This is a genomic window from Saccharopolyspora ipomoeae (assembly GCF_029952525.1).
Lineage (GTDB): Bacteria > Actinomycetota > Actinomycetes > Mycobacteriales > Pseudonocardiaceae > Saccharopolyspora > Saccharopolyspora ipomoeae.
Map to the genome: position 1 here is coordinate 72,774 of NZ_JASAOF010000026.1, position 16,732 is coordinate 89,505.

16 protein-coding genes are annotated in these 16,732 nt (G+C 71.3%); 8 read left to right on the forward strand and 8 right to left on the reverse strand.

All coding sequences use genetic code 11. The features are described 5' to 3' along the window. The first annotated feature begins 22 nt into the window (after positions 1-22). On the forward strand, positions 23-1,549 hold the full coding sequence (locus tag QFW96_RS26855; protein ID WP_281458523.1) for an FUSC family protein: 1,527 nt from the start codon (positions 23-25) through the stop codon (positions 1,547-1,549). Between the two features lie 7 nt (positions 1,550-1,556). Here the strand turns inward: QFW96_RS26855 and QFW96_RS26860 are convergent, their stop codons facing one another. Both QFW96_RS26860 and QFW96_RS26865 read right to left on the reverse strand, forming a co-directional pair. Next, positions 1,557-2,276 (reverse strand): ABC transporter ATP-binding protein, encoded by a 720-nt coding sequence (locus QFW96_RS26860; RefSeq protein WP_281458524.1) that lies wholly within the window; start codon positions 2,274-2,276, stop codon positions 1,557-1,559. Continuing rightward, positions 2,249-3,094, reverse strand: coding sequence for an ABC transporter permease (locus QFW96_RS26865; protein ID WP_281458525.1), 846 nt, complete (start codon positions 3,092-3,094; stop codon positions 2,249-2,251). The genes QFW96_RS26860 and QFW96_RS26865 overlap by 28 nt, the downstream gene beginning before the upstream one ends. Positions 3,095-3,383: 289 nt before the next feature. Between QFW96_RS26865 and QFW96_RS26870 the strand changes: the two genes are divergently transcribed. Next, positions 3,384-4,046 (forward strand): 4'-phosphopantetheinyl transferase family protein, encoded by a 663-nt coding sequence (locus QFW96_RS26870; RefSeq protein WP_281458526.1) that lies wholly within the window; start codon positions 3,384-3,386, stop codon positions 4,044-4,046. A gap of 152 nt (positions 4,047-4,198) precedes the next feature. On the opposite strand, the gene wrbA is transcribed toward QFW96_RS26870, so the two are convergent. After that, positions 4,199-4,810, reverse strand: a complete 612-nt coding sequence (gene wrbA, locus QFW96_RS26875; RefSeq protein WP_281458527.1) for an NAD(P)H:quinone oxidoreductase — start codon at positions 4,808-4,810, stop codon at positions 4,199-4,201. 154 nt (positions 4,811-4,964) lie between these two features. Here wrbA and QFW96_RS26880 point away from each other — a divergent pair, with 154 nt between their 5' ends. Next, positions 4,965-5,444 (forward strand): MarR family winged helix-turn-helix transcriptional regulator, encoded by a 480-nt coding sequence (locus QFW96_RS26880; protein WP_281458528.1) that lies wholly within the window; start codon positions 4,965-4,967, stop codon positions 5,442-5,444. An 88-nt stretch (positions 5,445-5,532) separates the two neighbouring features. Here QFW96_RS26880 and QFW96_RS26885 read toward each other — a convergent pair whose 3' ends face one another. Continuing rightward, entirely contained in the window at positions 5,533-7,059 is a 1,527-nt protein-coding gene (locus tag QFW96_RS26885; protein ID WP_281458529.1) for a 3-hydroxyacyl-CoA dehydrogenase, read from the reverse strand. A 195-nt stretch (positions 7,060-7,254) separates the two neighbouring features. Here QFW96_RS26885 and QFW96_RS26890 point away from each other — a divergent pair, with 195 nt between their 5' ends. Together QFW96_RS26890 and QFW96_RS26895 are read left to right on the forward strand one after the other, a co-directional pair. Further along, complete coding sequence (locus QFW96_RS26890; protein ID WP_281458530.1) at positions 7,255-8,463, forward strand: acetyl-CoA C-acetyltransferase; 1,209 nt, start codon at positions 7,255-7,257, stop codon at positions 8,461-8,463. A gap of 294 nt (positions 8,464-8,757) precedes the next feature. Next, on the forward strand, positions 8,758-9,219 hold the full coding sequence (locus QFW96_RS26895; protein ID WP_406691430.1) for a PPOX class F420-dependent oxidoreductase: 462 nt from the start codon (positions 8,758-8,760) through the stop codon (positions 9,217-9,219). 39 nt (positions 9,220-9,258) lie between these two features. Here the strand turns inward: QFW96_RS26895 and QFW96_RS26900 are convergent, their stop codons facing one another. From QFW96_RS26900 to QFW96_RS26915, 4 genes are all read right to left on the reverse strand, one after another. Next, positions 9,259-9,936, reverse strand: coding sequence for a DUF998 domain-containing protein (locus tag QFW96_RS26900; protein ID WP_281458531.1), 678 nt, complete (start codon positions 9,934-9,936; stop codon positions 9,259-9,261). A 66-nt stretch (positions 9,937-10,002) separates the two neighbouring features. Further along, on the reverse strand, positions 10,003-11,091 hold the full coding sequence (locus tag QFW96_RS26905) for a DUF6923 family protein (RefSeq protein WP_281458532.1): 1,089 nt from the start codon (positions 11,089-11,091) through the stop codon (positions 10,003-10,005). Positions 11,092-11,114: 23 nt separating this feature from the next. Then, positions 11,115-11,882: a bestrophin-like domain gene (locus QFW96_RS26910; protein WP_281458533.1), complete on the reverse strand. Its 768-nt coding sequence runs from the start codon at positions 11,880-11,882 to the stop codon at positions 11,115-11,117. Then, positions 11,879-12,157, reverse strand: coding sequence for a helix-turn-helix domain-containing protein (locus tag QFW96_RS26915; protein ID WP_281458534.1), 279 nt, complete (start codon positions 12,155-12,157; stop codon positions 11,879-11,881). The genes QFW96_RS26910 and QFW96_RS26915 overlap by 4 nt, the downstream gene beginning before the upstream one ends. Before the next feature lie 562 nt (positions 12,158-12,719). Here QFW96_RS26915 and QFW96_RS26920 point away from each other — a divergent pair. From QFW96_RS26920 to QFW96_RS26930, 3 genes are all read left to right on the forward strand, one after another. Next, positions 12,720-14,132 (forward strand): family 2B encapsulin nanocompartment shell protein, encoded by a 1,413-nt coding sequence (locus QFW96_RS26920; protein ID WP_281458535.1) that lies wholly within the window; start codon positions 12,720-12,722, stop codon positions 14,130-14,132. A 62-nt stretch (positions 14,133-14,194) separates the two neighbouring features. Beyond that, positions 14,195-15,574, forward strand: a complete 1,380-nt coding sequence (locus QFW96_RS26925) for a family 2B encapsulin nanocompartment shell protein (protein ID WP_281458536.1) — start codon at positions 14,195-14,197, stop codon at positions 15,572-15,574. Between the two features lie 17 nt (positions 15,575-15,591). Next, positions 15,592-16,635, forward strand: a complete 1,044-nt coding sequence (locus tag QFW96_RS26930) for a family 2 encapsulin nanocompartment cargo protein polyprenyl transferase (protein WP_281458537.1) — start codon at positions 15,592-15,594, stop codon at positions 16,633-16,635. Positions 16,636-16,732 lie beyond the last annotated feature (97 nt).

Genomic DNA, 16,732 nt, shown 5'->3' on the forward strand with positions numbered 1-16,732 from the left:
AACACCAGCTATTATTTTACTCGTGAACGGTTCGTTGCTCCAGACCTTGCGCACCCGGGACGCCCTGCGGATCACTTCGATGTTCGGCGGGGTGCTGGTACCGGCACTGCGGGTCGGGGTCTCCTACGCCGTCCCGATCCTCGCGCTGCTGGCGACCGGACACCTGGAGCTGACGCCGTTCGCGGCGCTGGGCGCCTTCACCTCCCTGTACTGCCGGGTCGATCCCTACGCGCGCCGGGCCTGGCTGCTGGCGCTCGTGGCGGTCGGACTGACCGCGAGCGTGGCCGCCGGGGCAGCGACCTCGGCGGCCGGTGCCGGCGGCCTGACCAAGGTCGTGGTCCTGGCGGTGGTGGCCACGCTGTCGAAGCTGCTCGCCGACGCGTTCCGGCTGGGTCCGCCCGGCGGGCTGATGTTCGTCTTCGCCGCGGGTGCGGCGGCGTACTCCCCGCAGACGTGGTCCGGGCTCCTGGTCGCCGTCGGAGCGGCCGCGGCCTCCGCGCTCCTGTCGTACCTGATCTCCATGCTGGGCGGGCTGCTGCACCCGACCGGTCCGCACCGGCTGGCCACCGCGCGGGCGCTGCTGGCCGTCGCCGAGCACCTCGAGGAGCCGGGGACCGCGTCCCGCCGCCGGGCGCACGCCGCGGCGCACCACGCGCTCACCGCCCTGCGCGCGAAGGAGGGACGCACCGCGATCCGGCTGCGCGGGCACCTGGCACACGCCCTGCACCTGCTGCACCACCCGGCGGAGGGCGTCGGGGAACTGCGCGCCGCAGGCCGCGGCCTGCGGCGAGGCAGGGTTCCGGCCCCGGCTCAGGACCACCCGCTGCCGCACCCGGTCCGCGCCGACGGCGTCCGGTTCGCGGAGCTGCGCACCAGCGCGCTGCGGATGGCGGTGGCCTCGCTGGTCACCGGGCTGCTGGCCTCGACGTTCGAGCTCGACCACGCCTACTGGGCGGTGGTGTCGGTCAGCTCGGTGCTGCAGTCGCACAACACCGCCACCACCTGGCAGCGCGCACTGCAGCGCAGCGCGGGCACCGCGGCGGGTTCGCTGCTGGCGCTGGGGATCTTCGCGGCCGATCCGTCACCGGCCGCGATCCTGGTGGTGATCATCGCGTGCCAGGTCGCCGCGGAGCTGGTGGTGATGGCCAACTACGGCCTCGGACTGACCTTCGCGACCCCGCTGGCGCTGTGCCTGGCCTCGCTGGGGAGCCCGGGCGCCGGAGGGCACCTGGTCGCCGAGCGCGTGGGCATGACGCTGTTCGGCGCGCTGCTGGGCGTGCTGGTCTGCCTGGTGCTGACCAACCGGCGCGCCCGGACGCGGTTGCGCGAGGCGCTGGAGACCACCCGCCGGGCCACCGCCGAGCTGCGCCGCTCCCCCGGCGACAACGCGGCGCGGGCGGACCTGCTGCGCGCGGTGTTCGCGCTGCGCGACGCGCACCAGGTCGCCGCGGGCGAGCCGTTGCGCCCGCACCACGACGACCAGGAGCTGCTCGACTGCGAGCACGACGCCTACCGGATGCTCGCCGCCACCACCGCTCCCGCGCGGTGAGGCGGGATCATTCGACGCCGAGGCGGGCGAGCAGCTCCGCCCGCAACGACACGAACTCCGGGTCGCCGACGTCGCGCGGACGCGGCAGGTCCAGCGCCCGGTCGTAACCGATGCGCCCCTCGTTCATCACCAGGACGCGGTCGGCGAGCAGCAGCGCCTCCTCCACGTCGTGGGTGACCAGCAGGATCGCGCACCCGTGGCGCTTCCACAGCTCGCCGACGAGGTGCTGCGCCTTGAGCCGCGTCAGGGCGTCGAGAGCGGAGAACGGCTCGTCGAGCAGCAGCAGATCGGGTTCGCGCACCAGAGCGCGGGCCAGCGAGGTGCGCTGGGCCTCGCCGCCCGAGAGCACCTTGGGCCACACGTCCACCCGGTGCCCGAGCCCGACCTCCTCCAGCGCCGCGACAGCACGCTGCTTGTCCGGACGCCCTGGCAAACCGAGCACGACGTTGTTCCACACGCGCTTCCACGGCATCAGCCGCGGGGCCTGGAAGGCCACCGCGCGGCGCTCGGCGACCTCGACCTCCCCGGTGACCTCCTGGTCGAGGTCGGCCAGGATGCGCAGCAGGGTCGACTTGCCGCAGCCGCTGGGACCCAGCAGCGCGACGAACTGCCCGGGCTCGATGTCCAGGTCGAGCCGGTCGAGCACGGTCCGGTCGCCGAAGCGGCGCGAGAGCCCGCGCACGACGGCGGGTTTCGCGGTCACTTCCCGCTGAAGGCCGGTCGCCACGCCAGCACCACCCTTTCCAGTCCGCGAACGATGAAGTCGGCGACGAGGCCGAGCAGGGCGTAGAGCACGAGGCAGACCACGATCACGTCGGTCTGGAAGAACTCGCGCGCGGTGTTCATCTCGTACCCGATGCCCGCGGTGGCGTTGATCGTTTCGCCGAAGACCAGAGCCAGCCAGGCGGATCCGAGCGCGTAGCGCAGCCCGACCAGCGCGTTGGGCATCGCGGCGGGCAGGATCACGTGCCGCACCTGGGCCAGCGGACCGAGGCCGAGCGTCTTGGCCGCCTCGACCAGGCCCGCGTCGACGTTGCGGATGCCGCCGTAGATGTTCATGTACAGCGGGAAGGTCACCGCCAGCGCGATCAGCACGATCTTGGGTTCCTCGCCGATGCCGAACCAGATGATCAGCAGCGGGATCAGGCCGATCACCGGGACCGTGCGCAGCATCTGCATGGGCGCGTCGATGAGGTCCTCGCCGCGCCGGAACAGCCCGGACAGCGTCGCCAGCACCGTCGCGGCCACCACTCCGATGGCCAGCCCGGCACCCACGCGCTGCAGCGACACGGCGATCGCCTCCTGCAGACGGCCTTCGGCGAACAGCTCGCCGCCGGTCTCCACGACGGTCGCCGGTGAGGCCAGCGTGTCGTCGCTGAGCACACCGGTGGCGCTGAGCAGCTGCCACAGCGCGACCAGGGCGATCGGGCTGATCAGCTTGAAAGCCCAACGAGGGATGCGGGATTCGCGCCTCGCGGTGCGGGTGCGCACCCGGGTGACGGCTATCTGCTCACCCGTCGGCACGGGTGTGAGGTGTGTGGCCATGAGGGCTCCACGAACGTGGGCGGGCATGCGGAAGCGGCCACCGGCGAGCGTTCAGCGCGGCGGCGCGGGAAAGCGGCTCTGCGGGAGAGGACGTGGGGGACGAGCTTCAGGACCGACAGAGCGCCGAGGACACGCGGGAGAAGTCGACGTGGCCCCGGGTTGTCAGCGGCACCGACGGGATCATGCCCACGACGGTAGCCGGGCGTCGCAATCCGTGAAAGACCTCCCCACATCGTGGGAACGACCGACATCCGTCCTGGTCAGCGACCGAGTGGGCTAGGTTGGCTGGGTGATCGAGGAGCTCCTGCCCGCCGAGGTTGCCACGGCCGAGACCTTCGACGACCCGCCCGAGGCGCGGTTGTTCGACGCCGAAGCGGCCGAGATCGCCAAGGCCGTAACCAAGCGACGCCGCGAGTTCACCAGCGGGCGCTGGTGCGCCCACCGGGCGATGCGGGAGCTGGGCGTGGAGCCGGTCGCGCTGCTGCGCGGCGAGCGCGGTGCGCCGGTGTGGCCGTCGGGCCTGGTCGGCAGCATCACGCACTGCGCCGGCTACCGGGGCGCCGTGGTGGCCCGCAAGGGCGAGGTGCGTTCGGTGGGCATCGACGCCGAGACGCACCAGCCGCTGCCCGAAGGGGTGCTGGACGTCGTCTCCCGCCCCGAGGAGCGCGAGCACCTCGCGGAGCTCGGCTCACGCGATCCGGGCGCGCGGTGGGACCGGCTCCTGTTCAGCTGCAAGGAATCGGTCTACAAGACGTGGTTCCCGGTCACCGGCGAATGGCTGGGCTTCGAGGACGCGGCGCTGGAGTTCGCTCCGGCGGGAGGTGCGGCCGGGTCCGCCACCGGGACGTTCACCGCGCGGCTGCACAAGACCGCGGCCGGGCTGACGGGCTTCACCGGCCGCTGGATGATCCGCGATGGCCTGATGCTCTCGGCGATCGCGCTGCGGGCGTAGGTGCTGCGGGCACAGGTGGAGGGCGCCTCCCCGCCTCCCGAAGTTCCGCGCACGTTCGGTTCCCCCTCGAGGAACCGCTCGGCGCGAGGACCATCGGGACGCCTTTCGGCGGGAAGACGCCCTCCACTCCCCCCTCGCAGTGGACTGCTGGTTCACGCACCGTTCTTCAGGGCGCGGGCGACCTTGACGACGCGGCGGGCCTGGACGGCGGCGGCGGCGCGGGTGACGTCGTCGACCTTGTTCTCGCCCTGGGCGTCGACGTGGCTGGTGCCGTACGGGTTGCCGTCGACGAACTTGCTGCCGTCGGTGTAACCCGGCGCGACCACGATGCCGCCGAAGTGGTGGATGGTGTTGTACAGCGCCAGCAGCGTGGACTCCTGGCCACCGTGGGCCGTGGAGCTGGAGGTGAAGCCGCTGTAGACCTTGTCGGCGAGCTTGCCCTGGGCCCACTGGCCGCCGAGGGTGTCGATGTACTGCTTGAGCTGGGCGGCGATGTTGCCGAAGCGGGTCGGCGAACCGAAGATCACCGCGTCGGCCCACACGGCGTCTTCGGCATTGGCTTCCGGAACCGAGCGGGTGGCCTCGACGTTGGCGCGCCACGCGGGGTTGCTGTCGATCGCTGCGTCGGGGGCCAGTTCCGGCACGCGGCGCAGCCGCACCTCGGCGCCCGCCGCTTCGGCCTCGGCGACCAGGGTGTTGGCGATCTCAGCGCCGATCCCGGTGGACGAGTAGTAGATGACGCTGACCTTGACGGCGTTGCTCACGATCCAAAACTCCTGTTCACACGACGGATCGTCCGGACCGGTCGGTCTCTTACGCGGAAGACAATATCCAGAAGATGTCTTCCTCGCAAGCGACTTTCCGGAAAATCTCTTTCGTGTAGCATGGATCTCACAAGACCGCGGTGAAGGAGTTGCGTTGAGCGAGGCGATCAGTCCGGACAATGCCGTCGACGACGACGAGATCGTCACGTGGTGGGGCCTGGTCATCGAGGGCTACCACGTCACGGCTGAGAAGTTGGCGGCGGCGATCATGGACGAGTACGGGCTGCCGATGGCGTCGTTCGACATCCTCATCCGGCTGGTGCGCTCACCGGACAACCGGATGCCGATGACCAAGCTCGCCCGCGAGGCGGCGCTGAGCAGCGGCGGCTTCACCAAGGTCGCCGACCGGCTGGCCAAGGCGGACCTCATCTGCCGCGTGCCCAGCGAGACGGACCGCCGGGTGACCTACGCCGAGCTCACCGAGCACGGCCTGGACGTGGCGAACCGCGCTCGTGAGACCTGCGCCCAGGTCCTGCGCGAGCACGTCCTCGCGCCCCTGGGCAAGACCGACTCCCTGGCGCTGGCCCAGGCCATGCGCACCCTGCGCGAGGCCAACACCCCGAAGCAGGACTGAGAACCGCTTCGCGGATGCTCTGCTCGGCCGCGCGGGTCGCGAGCGTCGTGGACGAGAACGCGGCTGACGCCGCGTGCGGCGTCAGCCCTCAGAGCACGTCGGTGACCGCGGTACCGGTCTCGTCGAGCGGGAGACCGAGATCGGCTCGTTCGACCAGCCAGCGGCTGGGCCGGTAGCGCGGGTCGCCGGTGGCCGAGTGCAGGGCGCGCAGGACGGTCAGGATCCGCCGCGCGCCCACATGCTCACCCCATTCCAGCGGGCCGCGCGGGTAGCCCAGCGCGAGCCGCACGGCGGTGTCGATGTCCTCCGGCGTGGCCAGGCGCTGCTCGGCGATGAAGCAGCTGGTGTTGACGATCGCGGCGAGCAGGCGCTGGGCGATCATCCCGGGACCGTCGCGCACGACGGTCACCGCGCGTCCGGTGGCGGCCAGCGCCGCCCACGCCGCGCGCACCACGTCGCGGTCGACCGCCGGGTGCACCGTCAGCGTGCAGCGCTCGGAGGTGCTCAGCGGATCGACGCCGCACACCCGGTCGACGGGCAGCCGCGCCGACAACGCCGCCGAGGCAGCGCTGTGCCCGTACGGCGTGACCAGCGCGATCGCCGACTCGCCGGGATCGTCGCCGCGCTCGACGGGCACGCCCGCCTCGGCCAGCGAGTCCAGCAGCGCCGCGTCGTCGGACCACACGGGCCGATCGGTGAGCTCCGGTGCGACCGGTTCGGGGCGTTCCTGCTTGGCGCCGTCCTCGTAGCGGTAGAACCCCTCCCCCGTCTTGCGCCCCAGCAGCCCGGCCTCCAGCCGGGACCGGGTGATCGGCGAGGGCCGCAGCCGGGGATCGCCGTAGTAACCGGCGAAGATGCTCTCCATCGCCGGGTGGGTGACGTCCAGCGCCGTGAGGTCCATCAGCTCGAACGGGCCCATCCGCAGCCCCAGCACGTCGCGGGCGATGCGGTCGACGTCCTCCGGCGTCGCCAGGTCCTCGGCGAGGATCTGCAGCGACTCGGTGATCAGCCCGCGCCCGGCGTGGTTCACCAGGAACCCCGGGGTGTCGGTGGCGCGCACCGGCGCGTGCCCGACCCGGCGGACCAGCGCGATGAGCGCCTCCGGCAGGTCCTCGGCGGTGCGGGCGCCCGGGATGACCTCGACCAGCCGCATCAGCGGTACCGGGTTGAAGAAGTGCAGCCCCGCCAGCCGGCTCGGGTCCTGCAGCGCGGTGGCGATCGAGGTGACCTGCAACGAGCTGGTGTTGGTGGCGAACACGACGTGCTGCGGGCAGGCGCCCTCCAGCGCCGCGAACAGCTCGCGCTTGGTCTGCAGGTCCTCGCGGACCGCTTCCACGACCAGGTCGCAGTCGGCGGGGTCCAGCGGGTCGGCGAGCTGCACGAGCCTCCCGGTGGCGGCCTCGGCCTGCTCGGCGCTCATCCGGCCCTTGCTCGCGAGCTTGTCGTACATCCGCCCGATCTCGGTGACCGCCGTGGTCACGGCCTCGGGGCGCGCGTCGGCGAGCTGCACGGTGATGCCCGCGGCGGCGCAGATCTGGGCGATGCCGCGTCCCATCACGCCGGTGCCGATCACCCGCACGGTGCTCACGCGCTCCGCCCACTCGCCCGGCAGCATGGTCGACTCCTTCGTTGGCGACACCGGTTCCGGTCAGCTTCGCACGTCCGCGCCGAGACCGTCCAATACCGAATTGCGGTACCGGTGAGACGGGACGCGACATAATCCGCGCTGCTTACGATCCGGCTCCGCGCTGTGCTACCAACGAGAGGACGACGCCGGAAACGGCGGCGTGCCAACGCGAAGGAGCAAGCCATGCGCGAAGCGGTGATCTGCGAGCCGCTGCGGACCCCGATCGGCCGGTTCGGCGGGGTGTTCAAGACGGTGTCGGCGGTCGAGCTGGCCGCCACCGCCATCAGGGGTCTGCTGGAGCGCACGGGCCTGCCCGGTGAGGCCATCGACGAGGTCATCCTCGGTCACTGCTACCCCACCTCGGACGCCCCGGCGATCGGCCGGGTCGCCGCGCTCGACGCCGGGCTGCCGGTGGAGGTCGGCGGCACCCAGCTCGACCGCCGCTGCGGCTCCGGCCTGCAGGCCGTGGTCGACGCCGCGATGCAGGTGCAGACCGGTGTCAGCGACGTCGTCCTGGCCGGTGGCGCGGAGGCGATGAGCAGCGCGCCGTTCTACACCACCGAGGCCCGCTGGGGCATCCGCGGCAGCGGCCTGGAGCTGCACGACTCGCTAGCGCGCGGCCGCACGACCGCGGGCGGCGATAACTACCCGGTCCCCGGCGGCATGCTGGAGACCGCCGAGAACCTCCGCCGCGAGTACGCCATCCCGCGCGAGGAGCAGGACGAGCTCGCGGTGCGCTCGCAGCAGCGCGCGGCCGAGGCCAAGCAGGCCGGGCGCTTCGACGACGAGGTGCTGCCGGTGACGGTGCGCTCCCGCAAGGGCGACGTCGTGGTCGACACCGACGAGCACCCGCGCCCGGACACCACCGTCGAGCAGCTGTCCGCGCTCAAGCCGGTACTGGGCAAGAACGACCCCGAGGCCACGGTGACCGCGGGCAACGCCAGCGGCCAGAACGACGCGGCCGCGATCTGCGTGGTCACCACCCCGGAGAAGGCCGCCGAGCTGGGACTTCGCCCGCTGGTGAAGCTCGTGTCGTGGGCGCGGGCGGGCGTGCCGCCGCGCACGATGGGCATCGGCCCGGTACCGGCCACCGCCAAGGCGCTGGAGCGCGCCGGGATCGGTCTGGCCGATGTGGACCTGATCGAGCTCAACGAAGCCTTCGCCGCGCAGGTGCTGGCCTGCACCCGCGAGTGGGAGTTCAAGCCGTCGGACTTCGACCGCCTGAACGTCAACGGCTCCGGCATCTCGCTGGGCCACCCGGTCGGCGCCACCGGCGGCCGCATCTTGGCGACGCTCTCCCGCGAGATGCACCGCCGAAACGCCCGCTACGGCCTCGAAACCATGTGCATCGGAGGCGGCCAGGGTTTGGCAGCGATCTTCGAACGGATCTAGGTGCATGCGGCGGAGCCGCATCCTCTTCCACCACCCGAGCAACTGGCACCGCGGTGTTGTCTCCTCTGGGGGAACCTGAGCGTCTTCGTGGCGAGTACGCCGGGACGCCGTGTAATTGGACATACATCAGGAGCGGCGCACGGAGTCCACGGAGACGCTCAGGTTCCGCCACCCGCACCGCCACGCAAACGGACCCCAACAACATCAGGTCGTCCACTGTGGAGGTCGCGCGAGCGTCGGTGGTGCGGATTAGGGTGAACGGCGTTCTCTGCGATCTGTTTCGAGGAGCTGTTCATGGCGATCGCCACCGCTGACGAGGTCGACCGCGAGGCGCTGCTGGAGTTCCTGCGGCCGAGGCACAAGGGCGTCCTGGTCACCACCCGCGCCGACGGGCGGCCGCAGATGTCGCCGCTGACCTGCGGTGTGGACACCGAGGGCCGGCTGGTCATCTCGACCTACCCGGAGCGGGCCAAGACCCGGAACCTGAAGCGCAACCCGCAGGCGTCGGTCTGCGTGGTCTCCGACGAGTGGAACGGCCCGTGGGTGCAGGTCGACGGCACCGCCGAGGTGCTGGACATGCCCGAGGCGGTGGAGGGGCTCGTCGAGTACTTCCGCTGCATCTCGGGTGAGCACCCGGACTGGGACGAGTACCGGGAGGCGATGGTCCGCCAGGACAAGTCGCTGATCCGGATCACCATCGACCGCTGGGGCCCGATCGCCACCGGCGGTTTTCCGGCTCGCCTGGCCCAGGACTGAGTCCCGCGTCGACGCCCCGGTCCCGCGCGGGCCGGGGCGTCAGGCCGTCCGGACCCGGATGTTGAAGGCGCGGGAGAAGCGCGCGCTGCGCAGGAACAGCGAGATCAGCAGCAGCCACCCGAACCCGATGACCAGGGTGATGCGCTGGTAGAGGCCCGCGAGGGCCTGGAAGTCGGGCATCCCGGCGAAACCGAGCGCGGCCAGCGCGAACCCGGCGAGGAAGGCCGCGGTGGTGGCGAAGCAGTAACCGGCCCACCAGGGGTGCTTCGTGGCCCGGAACAGACGGCCGAGCATCCAGCTCGCGGCGGGCAGGCCGAGGAACACGCCGGCTGAGAACAGCTGGTGGAGCACGCCGATCACGGTCGTCGCCGCCTCCGCACCCGGCGGGTAGCCGTTGATCGGATCGGTGGTGAAGAAGCCCGCGCCGATGAGCCCGACACCGACGGCGATCACCAGACCGGGGATCCACCAGTCGCCGCCTAATCGCAGCAGCACGGACCGCACGCCGAAGGCGAAGCTGGTGACCAGGACACCGCTGATGCAGAAGTTCACCGCCTGCGTCCAGCCGAACGAACCGATGGCCAGCGAACTCACCGGGTGGCGCAGCGGGTCGTACCCGGCCCGCACCGAACCTATGACCAGGAACGCCGCCACGAACAGGACCGCGCCCGCGGTCCCGCAGCGAAGCAGCGTCCGTTCATCCCGAGCCTGCAACATGCGCGGCAGCCTAGCCGTTGGTGCCACCGGCCGATGTCACGGTCGTCACCAGCATCACCGTCCGGCTCAGCCGCGTCCCAACCTGCGCACGGCCGCGCTGCCACCGATGAGCAGCACCAGCCCGGCCAGCGCCCAGCGGCGCTTCTCCTGCGTGGTGTGCCCGGATTCCTCCGAGTCGGTCTCCTCGCTGGGCGTGGGCGTAGCGGACTCCGGCGTCTCGCTCGGCGGGTCCTCCGGCCGGTCCTCCGGCGGGGGTGGCGCGGCGCTCGGCGTGGGGGTCGGCCGGGGCTCGGCCGGCTCGGGGCTCGACGAGGCGACCGGCGGCGGGGAGGGGAGCTGGGGAGCTTCCGAGCTGGTCGGAGGCGCCGGGGTCGGCGGCGGCGGAGACGGAGGTGGCGGGGGCGGAGGTGGCGGCGGTGGTCGTCGCAGGCACCCGGCGGCGTCCGAGCTGGACATTCCCGGCAGCTCGGCCAGTTTCACCGTCTCCCCTTCGCCGATCCGGTACACCCCGCCGCTGCGGTTGCCGGTGACGTAGAGGGCGTCGTCCTGGCCGATCACCGCCGACCCGTAGCTGTCGGGCGGCAGTTCCGGCAGCCACCTGACCGGTTCGACGACGCCGGTGCTCTGGTCGAGCCGCACGACGGCCGGGATGCCGGTGTAGGTCTGGGCGACCCCGCGCAGCAGGCCGTCCGGGCCGAAGTCGACGTCGTCGACCGAGAACGGGCCGTGCCGGCGTTCCAGCGCTCGGGAGCTCAGCACGTGCCGGAACGTCGGGCTGTCGGGGTCGACGTCCACTGTGTACAGGTAGTCCTCGTCGAGGACGTACCAGCGGTCGCCGCGGATCGCTCCGGCTTCCGGGTGACCGATCGGGTTCCACGGGGTGTCGCCGCGTCCGGCCACCACGGGTCCGAGGTCCAGCGGCGGGTCGGACGGGCGCAGCGCCACCACGTGCCCGCCGTCCGCGAAACCCTCGGCGATGCCGTACGCCCAGCCCGGCGAGCGCGAGTACCCGAGGGCGTTGATCCGGTACGGCAGCTCCCCCACCCGCACGTCGGTGAACCCCGGCAGCCGCACCCGGTGCAGCACCGAGGTCGCACCGCTGGTGCGGATCTGCAGCGCTTCGCACGCCGGCGCGGCCTCGGCCGCCGGGGGCACCGCGATGAGACCGAGAACGAGGGCTAGCCCCGCCCCAAGCGGTCGAGCGCCCACTGGAAGGCCTCCGGTTCGATTCGGGACCCGCCGCTGAACGGGTTCTGCAACTGGAAGATCGCGAACAGCAGCAGCGCCAGCGCACCGGCCAGCGTGGACACCAGCACGATGTGCGGGAAGGAGCGGGTGCCGCCGAAGAGGTTCGGCAGCAGCACGCACACCACGCTGCCGACGACGAGGACGAACCACACCACCGCCACGACGCCGCGGTCGAAGGCGCGGGTGAGGCGTTCGTGCCGCTCGGTGTAGACCTCGTTGAGCTTGTCGAGGGCCTCGGACTTGCGGTCCTCCTGGAACTCGCCGTCTGCCTGGGCGGCCACCACCGCGGCCCGGATCCGGTCCAGCTGACCCCATCCGGGCCCGCCGACCGGGGTGCCGCGCTCCATCTGCGGCCACTCGGCGCGGATCACGGTCCCGAGGTAGTCCCGACTGTGCGCCCGGACCGCGGCGGCGGATTCCGCCGGGAGCGACTCCATCGCCCAGGACACCGCGACCAGGTCCTGGGCCTCGGTGTAGGCGCCCTCGCGCGCGTCGGTGACCGCGTCGAACAAGGTCACCAGCACGAACGCCAGGACCACCGCCTGCAGACCGCTGACGATCGTGAAGACCTGCCCGGCGGCGTCGTTGTTGCTGGGTTCGCCCTCGTCCTGACCGATCCGGCGCACCAGGTAGCCGACCACCGCCGCGCCGACGGCGGCGCCGAGGACCCAGAGGGTGCCGGTGAGGATCAGGTTCATTCCCCGACCCCGGCCGGCGCCTCGTGCGCGCTCTCGGGCGCCCGCGGAGCGGGGACCCGCTGCACCTCCGGCTCCAGCAGCTCACCGACCTCGCAGCCGAGCACGCGGCATATGACGTCCAGGTCGTCGAGCTTCAGGCTGGCCGGGGTCTTCGACCACAGCCCCGACATCTTCCCGGCGGAGATCACCAGCCCGTGCTCGGCGAATCTGCGCTGCAGATCGGTGGCCTTCCAGATACCGCGCTGCGCCGCGACCAGCCTCAGGTTCCACTTCACGCGAAATCGCCTCCTGGAGAGAACAACTGACCGGTTCGCCGACTTCGAGGGGCCTTCAACCATCCCGATCCAATCGGGGAAAGACCCGGCCGAACCACTGCCCGAACACTACGCCGGAGATCCGTCGGAAATGGATAACCCGATTCGTGGAATTCGAGTTCACATCTCCGTCGCTCCAATGGAGCAACCAAACCGAAGGGCCGTCCTGCTTGCTGGCTCAACAATGCATCCGAGCGCGACTTCCGCCCGTTAAGCCGGAAAACCCATCTATTCGACGCACGCCGCCGAGCACAAGGGTGCAATCAGGTGATCATGGAACTACGGTTCGCTGACCACCCAATATGGAACCGGTCAGCACTTTCGGGTGACTGTACGGCCCTGTGGCCCGGTGCTAGCGTTCCGTTCGTGAGCAACGCCAACGCCGCCGTTGCGACGCACCAATAAATCCTTCCCCCCTCTCCATCTAATTCATCGACGACAATCGTCGATTCAACTTCTCCTGCTCTTCTTCGAGTTTCCCGCTCGTCGATTCGTCAGCACAAAGATTGGTGGTATTTCTGTCGTGACTGCGACCGATCCGACCAACCCCGTCGACACCGAATCCCCGCAGCTGAGCCTGAGCACGGCGGCGGCGCGCAACCTGGCGACCACGACCAAGTCGGTTCCGCAGATGCAGGGCATCACATCCCGGTGGCTGCTGCGCATGCTGCCGTGGGTGCAGGCGGCCGGCGGCGTCTACCGGGTGAACCGGCGGTTGAGCTACACGCTCGGAGACGGCCGGATCACCTTCAGCAACACCGGTGCCGACGTCCGGGTGATCCCCCAGGAGTTGCAGGAACTGCCGCTGCTGCGCGGATTCGACGACGACGCGGCGCTGCGCGCGCTGGCCGACCGCTTCGTGCAGCGCCAGTACGAACCGGGCCAGGTGATCGCCAGCTCCGGGGACCCGGCCGAAGAGGTGGTGCTGATCGCGCACGGCAAGGTCAACAAGATCGGCACCGGCGAGTACGGCGACCAGACCGTGCTGGAGGTGCTCGCCGACGGCCAGTACTTCGGCGCGCAGGTGCTGGCCGGTGAGGCCGGCGAGTGGGACGCCAGCTACAAGGCGGTCACCCCCTGCACCGTGCTCTCCCTGGGACAGCGGACCTTCCAGGAGCTCAACGGCTCCTCGGAGTCGTTGCGCGCGCACGTGCGGCAGGCGCTGGCCGGGCCGGGCCGGCCGCACAACCCGCACGGCGAGGCCGACATCGACATCGCCTCCGGCCACTCCGGCGAGCCGTCGCTGACCGGCACGTTCGTCGACTACGAGCTCGCGCCGCGGGAGTACGAGCTCAGCGTCGCCCAGACCGTGCTGCGGGTGCACAGCCGCGTCGCCGACCTCTACAACCAGCCGATGAACCAGACCGAGCAGCAGCTCCGCCTGACCATCGAGGCCCTGCGGGAGCGGCAGGAGGAGGAGCTGGTCAACAACCGCGACTTCGGCCTGCTGCACAACGCCGACCTGCGGCAGCGCATCCCCACCCGCACCGGACCGCCCACGCCCGACGACCTGGACGAGCTGCTCACGCTGGTGTGGAAGGAACCGGGCTGCTTCCTGGCGCACCCGCGCACCATCGCCGCGTTCGGCCGGGAGTGCAGCAAGCGCGGCCTGTACCCGCAGAGCATCGACCTCGGCGGGCACCAGGTCCCCGCGTGGCGGGGCGTGCCGATCCTGCCCTGCGACAAGCTGCACGTCAGCGACAAGCGCACCAGCTCGATCATGCTGATGCGCCTCGGCGAGCAGAACCAGGGCGTGGTCGGCCTGCACCAGACGGGCCTGCCCGACGAGTACCGGCCCGGGCTGTCGGTGCGCTTCATGGGCATCAACGACCAGGCGGTCCTGTCCTACCTGGTCAGCACCTACTACTCGGCCGCGGTGATGGTCCCCGACGCGCTCGGCGTTCTCGAGCACGTCGAAGTGGGCCGCGAGAGCTGAACAGGCGGGCCGGTCGCAGCGGCCGGCCCGCTCCTCTTCCCGATCCGAGGAGTTGAACCACCTTGACCGCGACCGAACAGCCGGCTCTGAGCCTGGGCACCGAGGCTGCGCGCAAGCTCTCCACGACCACCAAGACGCAGCCGCAGATGCAGGGCAGGACCTCGCGGTGGCTGAGCAGGATGCTCCCGTGGGTCGACATCGACGCCGGCACCTACCGGGTCAACCGGCGGCTGACCTACGCCTCCGGCGACGGCCGGATCACCTTCACCAACACCGGCGACGCCGTGCGGGTCATCCCCCGCGAGCTCACCGAACTCCCGCTGCTGCGCGGGTTCGACGACGACTCGGCGCTGGGCGCGCTCGCCGACCGGTTCGTGCAGCGGCACTACGAGCCGGGCCAGCTGCTGTCGGTGGCCGGTGAACCGGCGACCGAGGTCGTGCTCCTCGCGCACGGCAAGGTCGACAAGATCCGCAGCGGTGAGTACGGCGAGGACACCGTCACCGACACCCTCGCCGGGGGCTCGTTCTTCGGTTCGCAGGTGCTGGCCACCGCGCAGTCCACGTGGGACAGCACCTACCGGGCGGTGACGCCGTGCATCGTGCTGACGCTGGATCGCGCCGCGCTGCACGAGGTGACCCGGCAGTTCGACGAGCTGCGCGCGCACGTGGCCGCCGAGTACGCCTCGCCCGCACCGGCGACCAACAAGCGCGGTGAGGCCGACATCGCGCTGGCCTCAGGGCATTCCGGTGAGGTCGTGCTGCCGGGCACGTTCGTCGACTACGAGCTCGAACCCCGCGAGTACGAGCTCAACGTGGCCCAGACCGTGCTGCGGGTGCACAGCCGCGTCGCCGACCTCTACAACCAGCCGATGAACCAGACCGAGCAGCAGCTCCGCCTGACCATCGAGGCGTTGAAGGAACGCCAGGAGCACGAGCTGCTCAACAACCGCGACTTCGGCCTGCTGCACAACGCCGACCTCCAGCAGCGCGTGCACACCCGCACCGGTCCCCCCACGCCGGAGGACCTCGACGAGCTGCTGTCGCGGAGGCGCAAGTCGCGGTTCTTCCTCGCCCACCCGCGCACCATCGCCGCGTTCGGCCGCGAGTGCACCAAGCGCGGGATCTACCCGCAGACCACCGAGGTGCAGGGGCATCCGGTGCAGGCCTGGCGCGGCGTGCCGATCCTGCCCAGCGACAAGATCCCGATCAGCGGCAAGGGCACCACCTCCATCCTGTGCATGCGCACCGGCGAGGACGACCACGGCGTGGTCGGTCTGCGCCAGACCGGGATCGCCGAGGAGCAGGAGCCGGGGATCTCCGTGAGGTTCTCCGGGATCAACGATCAGGCGGTGCTGTCCTACCTCGTCAGCGCCTACTTCTCGGCCGCAGTGCTGGTCCCGGACGCGCTCGGCGTCCTGGAGAACGTCGAAATCAGCCGCTGAGCGAAGGGAGTGCGGAGATGACTGCGATGCAGCAGGACGCGAACCGCGCTGGTCAGGCATTCGAGGCGCTGACCAGCAGCCGGACGATGGTCGAACCGGCGCTGCGGGCGGCGGTGGACCGGCTCCCGGACCGGATGCGGGAGGTCGCCGGTTACCACATGGGCTGGCTCGACGAGCGCGGCGACCCGGTGCGCGCGGACCGGGGCAAGGCGATGCGCCCGGCGATGGTGGTGCTCAGCGCCTCGGCGGTGGGCGGCGATCCGGCCGACGCGGTGCCGGCCGCGGTGGCGGTGGAGCTGGCGCACAACTTCTCGCTGCTGCACGACGACGTGATGGACGGCGATGTCACGCGGCGGCACCGGCCCACGGCATGGACGGTGTTCGGCAACGCCACCGCGATCCTGGCGGGGGACGCGCTGCTGTCGCTGGCGGCCGACGTGCTCGCCTCCTCCCGGCACCCGGAGTCCTCGGGCGCGGTGCGGATGCTCAGCAGCGCGGTGCTGGGGCTCATCGACGGGCAGAACGCGGACCTGGAGTTCGAGACCCGCGCGGACGTGGGCGTGGCCGAGTGCCAGCGGATGGCGCGCGACAAGACCGGTGCGCTGCTGGGCTGCGCGTGCGCGCTCGGCGCGCTCTACGGCGGCGGGTCGCCGGAGCAGATCACCCGGATGCGCAGCTTCGGCGAGCGGCTGGGCCTGGCGTTCCAGCACATCGACGACCTGCTGGGCATCTGGGGCGATCCGGCGATGACCGGCAAACCGGTGTTCTCCGACCTGCGGACGCGCAAGAAGACGCTGCCGGTGGTCTCGGCCCTGACCTCGGGCACCAACGCGGGTCAGCGGCTGGCCTCGCTGTACTACCGGGAGCAGCCGCTGATCAGCGGGGAGCTCGCCCAGGCCGCGGAGCTGGTGACGTTGGCCGGCGGCAAGGCGTGGAGCCAGGCGCAGGCCGACGAGCTGCTGGCCGCGGCGCTGTCGGATCTCCGCAAGGCCGAGCCGGACGAGGAGGCGGCCGCGGGTCTGACCGCGCTCGCCCACCTGGTGGCACGCCGGGACCACTGATCCCGGCGGTCCGGGACGACGGCTCCGGCCCGCCGCCCCTTTTGGCCGGAGCCGTCCCCGGACGATCAGTCGCGGGGGGGGGGGGGGGCCCCGCCGC

Coding starts and splice junctions, on each gene's coding strand:
- QFW96_RS26930 (WP_281458537.1), top strand. CDS start 15,592: ATGACTGCGATGCAGCAGGACGCGAACCGCGCTGGTCAGGCATTCGAG.
- QFW96_RS26885 (WP_281458529.1), bottom strand. CDS start 7,059: ATGCTGCCGGGCGAGTGGGCGGAGCGCGTGAGCACCGTGCGGGTGATC.
- QFW96_RS26865 (WP_281458525.1), bottom strand. CDS start 3,094: ATGGCCACACACCTCACACCCGTGCCGACGGGTGAGCAGATAGCCGTC.
- QFW96_RS26910 (WP_281458533.1), bottom strand. CDS start 11,882: ATGAACCTGATCCTCACCGGCACCCTCTGGGTCCTCGGCGCCGCCGTC.
- QFW96_RS26900 (WP_281458531.1), bottom strand. CDS start 9,936: ATGTTGCAGGCTCGGGATGAACGGACGCTGCTTCGCTGCGGGACCGCG.
- QFW96_RS26890 (WP_281458530.1), top strand. CDS start 7,255: ATGCGCGAAGCGGTGATCTGCGAGCCGCTGCGGACCCCGATCGGCCGG.
- QFW96_RS26895 (WP_406691430.1), top strand. CDS start 8,758: ATGGCGATCGCCACCGCTGACGAGGTCGACCGCGAGGCGCTGCTGGAG.